7 protein-coding genes are annotated in these 6,121 nt (G+C 38.2%); all 7 read left to right on the top strand.

Going from position 1 to position 6,121, the window contains the following annotated elements; translation table 11 throughout:
• The first annotated feature begins 247 nt into the window (after window positions 1-247).
• The 7 genes from murQ (at window position 248) to ACFVSH_RS21735 (ending at window position 6,071) form a co-directional block, all read left to right on the top strand.
• On the top strand, window positions 248-1,132 hold the full coding sequence (murQ, locus tag ACFVSH_RS21765) for an N-acetylmuramic acid 6-phosphate etherase (protein WP_387707773.1): 885 nt from the start codon (window positions 248-250) through the stop codon (window positions 1,130-1,132).
• A gap of 41 nt (window positions 1,133-1,173) precedes the next feature.
• Window positions 1,174-1,479, top strand: a complete 306-nt coding sequence (locus ACFVSH_RS21760) for a PTS sugar transporter subunit IIB (protein ID WP_061463755.1) — start codon at window positions 1,174-1,176, stop codon at window positions 1,477-1,479.
• Between the two features lie 49 nt (window positions 1,480-1,528).
• Complete coding sequence (locus ACFVSH_RS21755) at window positions 1,529-2,818, top strand: PTS sugar transporter subunit IIC (RefSeq protein WP_387597337.1); 1,290 nt, start codon at window positions 1,529-1,531, stop codon at window positions 2,816-2,818.
• 70 nt (window positions 2,819-2,888) lie between these two features.
• On the top strand, window positions 2,889-3,173 hold the full coding sequence (locus tag ACFVSH_RS21750) for a hypothetical protein (RefSeq protein WP_387597334.1): 285 nt from the start codon (window positions 2,889-2,891) through the stop codon (window positions 3,171-3,173).
• A gap of 40 nt (window positions 3,174-3,213) precedes the next feature.
• The gene (locus ACFVSH_RS21745) at window positions 3,214-4,560 is read left to right on the top strand and encodes a 6-phospho-beta-glucosidase (RefSeq protein ID WP_387707771.1); all 1,347 of its coding nucleotides are present in this window, start codon (window positions 3,214-3,216) and stop codon (window positions 4,558-4,560) included.
• An 80-nt stretch (window positions 4,561-4,640) separates the two neighbouring features.
• The gene (locus ACFVSH_RS21740) at window positions 4,641-4,970 is read left to right on the top strand and encodes a PTS lactose/cellobiose transporter subunit IIA (RefSeq protein WP_260287686.1); all 330 of its coding nucleotides are present in this window, start codon (window positions 4,641-4,643) and stop codon (window positions 4,968-4,970) included.
• Between the two features lie 15 nt (window positions 4,971-4,985).
• Window positions 4,986-6,071, top strand: coding sequence for a DUF871 domain-containing protein (locus ACFVSH_RS21735; protein WP_387597328.1), 1,086 nt, complete (start codon window positions 4,986-4,988; stop codon window positions 6,069-6,071).
• Window positions 6,072-6,121 lie beyond the last annotated feature (50 nt).

Genomic DNA, 6,121 nt, shown 5'->3' with positions numbered 1-6,121 from the left:
CATATGAATAGTGAGATAAGATCTAAACAATAAAAAGAATCGGAGGTTTGGTTCATAAGATGGCTAGTCAGTTTACATTCCAATTTTAGTAGAAAGATAATAATCATTTAGCTATCTCCATTTATTTTAAAATTAATTTTTAAAAATGTATACACAATATTGAAATTAATTTTTAATAATGATATATTCTCTATAGCTAAAAAAAGTTTCACCACTTTCACCACTGAAATAAAAAAGGATGATATGTATGCTAGAGCATTTAACGACAGAGCGTCGTAATGAAAAGACCATGAGTTTGGATGAAATGGGAACACTTGAGTTTTTAGAGGTAATGAACGAAGAAGACATCAAAGTTGCCCATTGTGTAAAAAAAGAACTTCCGCAAATTTCTAAAGCCGTGGAGATGATCGTCGAAGCCATGAAAAAAAACGGCAGATTAATTTACATGGGTGCAGGAACAAGCGGGCGCATCGGTTTATTGGATGCAGTAGAATGTCCCCCGACATTCAATACCGATCCTAGTGAAGTAGTGGGTCTTATAGCTGGTGGGGAAAAGGCTTTCATTAAGGCAGTGGAAGGTGCTGAAGACAGTTTTGAATTAGGTCCTGAAGATTTGAAGAAAATCGAATTAACAAACAGGGACGTCGTAGTGGGCATTGCAGCCAGTGGTCGCACTCCATATGTTATTGCTGGATTGGAATATGCCAATCAAGTTGGTGCAGGAACTGTGTCGATAAGCTGTAACAAAGGTTCTGAGATAGGTAAGATTGCAAAAGTTGCGATTGAAGTTGTAAACGGGCCTGAAGTCCTGACGGGTTCTACACGTTTAAAAGCTGGAACATCGCAAAAGTTAGTATGCAACATGCTTTCCACCGCTTCAATGGTTGGAGTTGGAAAAGTTTATGGAAATTTAATGGTAGATTTACAGTTAACTAATGAAAAGCTAGTTGAACGTGCAAAACGTATTATCATGGATGCTACTGAATGTAGCTATGAAATTGCAGGTGAATTTTTAGAAAAGGCACATGCCCAGCCTAAGATCGCAATTGTCATGATTTTAACGAATGTATCATATGAAGAAGCCTCAAATCGTTTAGTGAAGGCACAAGGATTCATAAGAAAAACGATTTAACGCTTTTTATAAAAAAAATAAAAAAATTGGAGGAAAAAAGAATGAAGGTATTATTCGTATGTTCAGGTGGAATGTCTAGTGCAATCGTTGTAAGCGCTTTAAAGAAGGAAGGGGAAAAACAGGGTGTAACCATAGAAGTATTGGCAGTCGGCACTCAAGAATTTGATGCGGAAGTACGAAATGGCTGGGATGTTGCAATGGTAGCTCCGCAAGTCAAACATCGTTTCGATGGCTTTAAGGCATCGGCAGATGAAGCGGGCGTCCCATGTGAAGCCATACCAGCCCAAGCTTACAGCCCTCTTGGCGGACCTAAACTACTAAAACTGGTAACGGAACTAGCAAAATAATAAACTAATTACTATTTCTTTTCACTAAACGTAAAAGGGGAAAACACGAATGGACAAGTTTGTAGCTTTTTTAGAAAATAATCTTTCAACACCTATGGCTAAATTGTCTGAGCAAAAACATTTACGCGCAATTCGGGATGGAGTGGTTTCTGCGTTACCTTTCATCATCTTTGGCAGTTTATTCTTGATCATCGCATTTCCGCCCGTTGCAGCAGATACTGCATTAGGTGAATGGTCTGCAAAACATATAGCTGAAATTTTAATACCATATCGATTAACGATGTTCATCATGACGCTATATATTACTTTTGGTATAGGCTACAGTTTATCTCAAAGCTATAAACTTGATCCGCTATCTGGAGGTTTACTATCATTAGCAGCCTTCTTGTTCACAATTGGTGTAAAGACGATGGATGATGTGGGATTTGTTCTGCCAATGACAAATCTCGGCGGCCATGGTCTTTTTGTAGGAATGATTGTATCCATTTTTGCTGTCGAAATTTTACGTCTTTGTAAGACAAAAAATATCACAATCAAAATGCCGGATTCTGTTCCAACTTCAGTGGCCCGTTCATTTGAAGCATTAATACCAGTTTCAATTGTACTGCTTGTTATGACTTTAATTACAGTCGTTTTTGCTGTTGATTTACACTCACTTGTCGATAAAGCGGTTGCACCACTCATCAGTGCAGGCGATACATTGCCAGGTGTATTAATTCCAGTATTTTTGATTACATTCTTTTGGTCATTTGGTATTCATGGCGTATCAGTCGTAGGTGCCGTAGCTCGTCCGGTTTGGGAAGTATACTTGGGAAATAACTCTGCTGCGGTTGCTGCTGGAAAGGCAATTCCCCACATCGCTCCTGAAACATTTTTCCAATGGTTTATTTGGATTGGCGGGTCTGGTGCAACATTGGGTTTAGTAATAGCCATGCTCTTAACGGCAAAGTCCACCTATAGTAAAGCAATGGGGAAAGCAACAATTGTACCAAGCATTTTTAACATCAATGAACCTGTCATCTTTGGGATGCCGATTGTACTGAACCCGGTACTGATTATTCCATTTATCATTACACCGCTAATTGGTGCAACACTTGCCTATATAGCAACGTCCATCGGACTGGTGAACCCGACTTATGTAATGGTTCCCTGGACACTGCCCGCTCCAATAGGTGCCTACCTTTCAACAGGCGGTGATTGGAGAGCCATTGTTCTAGTGATGGTGAATTTAACCATTTCCGTTATTATTTATCTGCCATTCTTTAAGATGTACGATAAAAAGCTTTTAGCGCAAGAAAACATGGTAGAAACAACGGATCATAAAAATATCGCTTTATAAGGAATACCTAAAAGGGAGTTTGGGACTAAATGCTCCAAACTCCTTTTATGAATTGAGAGGGGGAATGAACATGAATTCAACTTCCAGAATCCACTTTTTTAGTTACAAAAGTGCCTTACTATTTTTTAGCTTCATTCTTGTTTTTAATTTTATCTTTAACAGATTAATGGATGCCTTTGAGATAAATGAACAATTATCACTATACATGGGAAATACCTTTGCCATAAGCGCAGGATTGACGATGGTTGTTTGTTTTGTTGAAGGTAAGTTTAAAAACAAGAAACAAGCAGGACTATTATTCTTGTCTTTATTAGCGGTAAGCGCATTGGTTTGTTATGCAATCATCTATAAATAAATGAAGAATTCAGATTAGCTTACAATGAGGTGTTAGGGGAATGGAAATGAAAAACGGGTTGAAGATTGCCACGATTGGTGGAGGCTCCAGTTATACACCAGAATTAATAGAAGGTTTTATTAAACGATATAAGGAGTTGCCTATTAGGGAATTGTGGTTAGTGGATATTGAGGCAGGAAAAGAAAAACTGGAGTTTGTAGGAACTTTAGCAAAACGTATGGTTGAAAAAGCAGGACTCCCAATGGAAATACATCTAACGTTAGATCGCCGTCAAGCCTTGCAAAATGCCGATTTTGTCACAACGCAAATGAGAGTGGGTTTACTTGATGCACGAATCAAGGACGAGCGGATCCCATTGGAATTAGGCTTAATTGGTCAAGAAACAAATGGCGCAGGAGGATTGTCCAAAGCATTACGAACTATCCCCATTCTTCTGGAAATTGCAGAAGAAATGCAAGAGCTCTGCCCGGATGCATGGTTAATTAATTTCACAAATCCAGCTGGGATGGTAACGGAAGCCCTTCTCCGCTACAGCAAGCATAAAAAAGTCATTGGGGTATGCAATGTTCCATTTAATATGCATATGTCTATTTCCAACATGCTTGGTGTTGATATGAAGAGAGTGCACATGGATTTCGCCGGGTTAAACCATATGGTATTCGGGATGCATGTGTTCGTTGATGATCAAGAAGTCACGGATAAAGTGCTTGAAATGCTTGGCAATCCTGAAATTCAACTGACGATGAAGAATATTGCCCCATTGGCTTGGAACAGAAGATTTTTGAAATCTTTAGGAGTGGTGCCTTGCCCGTACCATCGTTATTATTACAAAACAAAAACGATTTTAGAAGAAGAGTTGGAAGCATTCAAATCTGGGGAAACTCGAGCGGAAGTTGTGAAAAAACTGGAAGAAGGTTTGTTTGACCTATACAAGGATGAAACCCTTGACATCAAGCCTCCGCAATTAGAGCAACGTGGTGGAGCTTACTATAGTGATGCAGCGTGTAACGTCATTTCTTCCATTTATAATGATAAAAAAGACATACAAGTGCTAAATGTACAAAACAAAGGATCGCTTACGGATATAGATTATGATTCAGCAGTCGAAGTAAGTTGTATCGTCACCAAAAATGGACCAATTCCTTTGTCTATGGGGAAATTACCCATACAAGTGCTTGGCTTAATTCAACAAATCAAATCATTTGAAAGAATTGGTGCTGAGGCAGCCGTTACAGGTTCTTATGATAAAGCGTTATTAGCTTTAACGATTAACCCGCTTATTCCAAGTGATGACTTGGCGGAAATTGTTTTACAAAAACTTTTAAAAGCGCATCAAGAATATTTACCACGATTTTTCAGTGAAAATGCTGTACCGAACATCAAGTGAATGGTGTTTTAAACAGTAAATTTGGATTACAGTATTCCAATGAACCTTCAAAATCTAACATAAAATAGGAGTGTAATGATATGTCAACTGAAATGAACAATAACGAAATGGAAATTTTTGAAATTATATCACATAGTGGAAATGCGAGAGGTTTAGCATTCGACGCACTGAAAGAAGCGGAAGAATTCAATTTTGAAAAGGCAGAGGATCTAATTAAACAGGGGCAGGAGGAATTGAACTTGGCCCATAAAACACAAACCAAACTGATTCAAGAAGAATTGAATGGAGTTCCAAGTGAGAAAACATTATTAATGATTCATGCTCAGGATCATTTGATGACGGCAATGAGTGAACAAAAGCTAATTGAACATATGATTCGCATTGTAAAAAAGCTAGCTCCACAACAGTAAAGAGGTGATTAAATAATGGGTAAACTCGGTATTTCTATCTATCCAGAGCATTCAACCGTTGAGAAAGACATGGAATACATTGCACTTGCACACAAATATGGATTCAAAAAGATCTTTACTTGCTTGCTATCCGTCGAAGGTGACAAAGAGAAGATTTTAAAAGAATTTAAAGAATCGATTCGTTATGCCAATCAATTGAATATGGAAGTGATGGTCGATATTGCTCCCCGAGTATTCGGTTCGCTAGGCATTTCTTATAATGACTTATCGTTTTTTGCAGAATTAGGTGCGTATGGGATCAGGCTGGACATGGGCTTTACAGGTAACGAAGAGTCGATTATGACACATAATCCATATGGTCTCAAAATTGAGATAAATATGAGCAATGCAACAAAATATTTAGAAAATATTATCGATTACAAACCAAATAAAGAGAATTTAGTAGGATCGCATAACTTCTATCCTCATCGCTATGCAGGGCTGAGCTATCCTCATTTTATAAAATGCTGTGAGTCATTCAAAATGCATAATATCCGCACGTCAGCTTTCATAAGCTCTCATGCAGCAACGTACGGACCTTGGCCTATAATGGAAGGATTATGTACATTGGAAATGCACCGGGAATTGCCCATTACGACACAAGCGAAACACTTGTATGCGACAGGGTTGATTGATGATGTAATTATTGCAAATGCCTACGCATCCGAAGATGAATTGAAGCAGCTTAGCCTGTTAAACAGCGGTCTGTTAACATTTAATGTTAACCTTCACGACACCATAACAGCTTTAGAGAAAAAAATAGTATTGGAAGAATTCCATTTTTACCGTGGTGATGTTTCCGATTACCTTATTCGCTCGACTCAATCACGCGTGAAATATAAGGGTGAAGAATTTAAACCAACATATACGCCTGATATTAGACGCGGTGATATTTTAATTGAAAATGAGCTCTATGGACAATATAAAGGGGAACTGCAGATTGCATTGAAGGAAATGAAGAATTCGGGGAAAACAAATGTAGTTGGCCGAATAGCGGAAGAGGAAATTTTTCTCCTCGATTATTTGGAACCATGGGGTAAATTCCAATTCAATGTTAATTGAGAATCTTGAGGGAAGGAAGGGTAATTTCCTTCCCTTTTTTACTGAATAGG

It is taken from the genome of Peribacillus sp. NPDC058002, from assembly GCF_042886655.1.
In the GTDB taxonomy this organism is placed as follows: Bacteria; Bacillota; Bacilli; order Bacillales; family DSM-1321; genus Peribacillus; species Peribacillus aracenensis.
The sequence above is the reverse complement of the archived record's forward strand: the minus strand, read 5'-3'. Positions and strand labels throughout refer to the sequence as shown.

Excerpts from the sequence above, each read along its gene's own strand:
- murQ (WP_387707773.1), top strand. The coding sequence starts at position 248 with ATGCTAGAGCATTTAACGACAGAGCGTCGTAATGAAAAGACCATGAGT.
- ACFVSH_RS21760 (WP_061463755.1), top strand. The coding sequence starts at position 1,174 with ATGAAGGTATTATTCGTATGTTCAGGTGGAATGTCTAGTGCAATCGTT.
- ACFVSH_RS21755 (WP_387597337.1), top strand. The coding sequence starts at position 1,529 with ATGGACAAGTTTGTAGCTTTTTTAGAAAATAATCTTTCAACACCTATG.
- ACFVSH_RS21750 (WP_387597334.1), top strand. The coding sequence starts at position 2,889 with ATGAATTCAACTTCCAGAATCCACTTTTTTAGTTACAAAAGTGCCTTA.
- ACFVSH_RS21745 (WP_387707771.1), top strand. The coding sequence starts at position 3,214 with ATGGAAATGAAAAACGGGTTGAAGATTGCCACGATTGGTGGAGGCTCC.
- ACFVSH_RS21740 (WP_260287686.1), top strand. The coding sequence starts at position 4,641 with ATGTCAACTGAAATGAACAATAACGAAATGGAAATTTTTGAAATTATA.
- ACFVSH_RS21735 (WP_387597328.1), top strand. The coding sequence starts at position 4,986 with ATGGGTAAACTCGGTATTTCTATCTATCCAGAGCATTCAACCGTTGAG.